General features: G+C 68.0%; 3 protein-coding genes. 2 read left to right on the plus strand and 1 reads right to left on the minus strand.

The window, feature by feature from the left end:
• The coding region (locus G6020_RS08910; protein WP_241732638.1) for a DNA translocase FtsK at positions 1 to 1695 on the plus strand (1695 nt) is incomplete at its 5' end.
• A gap of 11 nt (positions 1696 to 1706) precedes the next feature.
• On the opposite strand, the gene G6020_RS08915 is transcribed toward G6020_RS08910, so the two are convergent.
• Positions 1707 to 1988, minus strand: coding sequence for a YciI family protein (locus tag G6020_RS08915; protein WP_179525422.1), 282 nt, complete (start codon positions 1986 to 1988; stop codon positions 1707 to 1709).
• Positions 1989 to 2065: 77 nt separating this feature from the next.
• Between G6020_RS08915 and pgsA the strand changes: the two genes are divergently transcribed.
• Positions 2066 to 2638, plus strand: a 573-nt coding sequence (pgsA, locus tag G6020_RS08920; protein WP_182610371.1) for a CDP-diacylglycerol--glycerol-3-phosphate 3-phosphatidyltransferase, incomplete at its 3' end; no start/stop codon positions are given.

Consider the following 2638-nt stretch of genomic DNA (forward strand, 5'->3'; position numbering starts at 1 on the left):
CCGGTCGGGGACGCCACGAACGGGGCCACCGTCCGCCCGGCGGAGGCGCGCGGAGCCGGCGGCACGACCGAGGTGCCGCAGACCAACACCCCGTCCACCCACACCGCGGCGGACAGCGATGTCGAGCGCCTCGACTCCCAGAAGCAACTGCTCAACGGCGTCGAGTACACCCTGCCGCCCGTCAGCCTGCTGACCGCGGGGGACCCGCCCAAGGAGCGCAGCGAGTCCAACGACCAGATGATCGACGCCATCCAGGGCGTCCTCGAGCAGTTCAAGATCGACGCCGCGGTCACCGGGTTCACCCGCGGGCCGACGGTCACGCGCTACGAGGTCGAGCTCGGCCCCGGCGTCAAGGTCGAGAAGATCACGGCGCTGCACCGGAACATCGCCTACGCGGTGGCCACGGACAACGTCCGTCTCCTCGCCCCGATCCCCGGCAAGTCCGCGGTGGGCATCGAGGTCCCCAACCTCGACCGGGAGCTGGTGAGGCTCGCCGACGTGCTCACCGACCCCAAGACCGCCACCAAGCACAACCCGATGCTCATCGGACTGGGCAAGGACATCGAGGGGGACTTCGTCACCGCCGACCTGTCCAAGATGCCGCACCTCCTGGTGGCCGGCTCGACCGGATCGGGTAAGTCCAGCTTCGTCAACTCGATGCTCGTGTCGTTGCTCACCCGCGCGACACCGGACGAGGTGCGCCTGATCCTCGTGGATCCCAAGATGGTCGAGCTGACGCCGTACGAGGGGATCCCACACCTGATCACCCCGATCATCACGCAGCCCAAGAAGGCGGCCGCCGCGCTGGCGTGGCTGGTCGAGGAGATGGAACAGCGCTACCAGGACATGAAGTCCACCCGCGTGCGCCACATCACCGATTTCAACGAACGGGTCAAGTCCGGTGCCATCACGACCCCGCCCGGCAGCGAACGGGTGTACCGCCCGTATCCGTACATCGTCGCGGTGGTGGACGAACTCGCCGACCTCATGATGACCGCGCCGCGTGACATCGAGGACGCGATCGTGCGGATCACCCAGAAGGCCCGTGCCGCCGGGATCCACCTGGTGCTGGCCACGCAGCGTCCGTCCGTCGACGTGGTCACGGGCCTCATCAAGACCAACGTGCCGTCGCGTCTGGCCTTCGCCACGTCCTCGCTCACCGACTCGCGGGTCATCCTGGACCAGGCGGGGGCGGAGAAGCTGATCGGGATGGGTGACGGTCTCTTCATCCCGATGGGGGCGTCGCGACCCGTCCGTATGCAGGGTGCGTTCATCACCGACGAGGAGATCCACGAGGTCGTGGACTACGCCAAGAACCAGGCGGAGCCCGACTACGACGACACCGTCACCGCCGCCAAGGAGGAGTCCAAGAAGGACATCGACGGCGACATCGGGGACGACCTCGACGACCTGCTCGCGGCCGTCGAGCTCGTGGTCTCCAGCCAGTTCGGGTCCACCTCGATGCTGCAGCGCAAGCTCCGCGTCGGGTTCGCCAAGGCGGGTCGGCTCATGGACCTGATGGAGTCCCGCGACATCGTCGGACCCTCGGAGGGCTCGAAGGCCCGCGACGTGCTGGTCAAGCCGGAGGAGCTGGGGTCGGTCATCTGGATGATCAAGGGCGGCACCCCGCCCGAGGAGGACCCGGGAGACCTGCCTGCCGGGAGCGAGAACCTGGACGAGGCGCCGGTGGGCTGAACCGCGCGGTCTCAGGCCAGCGCGCCGTACACCGGCATCCACTCCCGGACGGTGACCTCGGAGACCATTCCGCGCAGACAGTGGGGGTCCTGCGCCACCAGTGCGCGGGCGGTGTCGGAATCGGCGGCCTCGACGACGAGCAGGGCGCCCGAACCGTCCGTGTACGGACCCACCGACCGGATCGATCCCGCGTCGACCCGGGCGGAGAGCCACTCGCGATGGGCGGGCTTGTTGGCCTCCCGGTCATCGGTCTGCTCGGGCTCGTACCGGTAGTCGACTGCGAAGAGCGGCATCGGTGTGGTCCTTCCTGGTCGCTGCGGGGGTGTTGTCGGATCAAGGGTATTCGGCCGGGTCTCGCTAAGGTGAGGGGGTGACACTTCCCATCACCGATGACGGACGCCCCGGCGCCGAGGTCCCCGTACTCAACATCGCCAACGTGCTCACCGTCCTGCGGATCGTGTTGGTCCCGGTGTTCGTGGTCCTGTTCTTCGTGGCCGACGCGCAGGACCCGTGGTGGCGGGTGGGTGCGTTCGTCGTCTTCGTGTTCGCGATGGCGACCGACTACGTGGACGGGTACCTCGCCCGGCGGCTGGGTCTGGTGACGGACTTCGGCAAGATCGCCGACCCGATCGCGGACAAGGCGCTCATGGCGGCGGCGATGATCTCGCTGTCCCTGGTCCACGAGCTGTTCTGGTGGGTGACGATCGTGATCCTCGTCCGCGAGGTGGGGATCACCCTCTGGCGTCTGTTCGGCGTCGACCACGTGGTGGCGGCCAGTAAGGGTGGCAAGCTCAAGACCGTGACCCAGACCCTGGGGCTGGGCATGCTGATCCTCCCGCTACCGCACTGGGTCTGGCCCGTCGAATGGGCCGTGATCGGCGTGGCGCTGGTCCTGACCGTCTACACGGGTATCGATTACCTGGTGAAGGCGCGTCAGGCCGCC

It is taken from the genome of Dietzia sp. B19 (assembly GCF_014145155.1).
Taxonomy (GTDB): Bacteria; Actinomycetota; Actinomycetes; order Mycobacteriales; family Mycobacteriaceae; genus Dietzia; species Dietzia natronolimnaea.

Bases quoted from the DNA above. Each gene is read 5' to 3' on its own strand.
- G6020_RS08915 (WP_179525422.1), bottom strand. From the start codon at position 1,988: ATGCCGCTCTTCGCAGTCGACTACCGGTACGAGCCCGAGCAGACCGAT.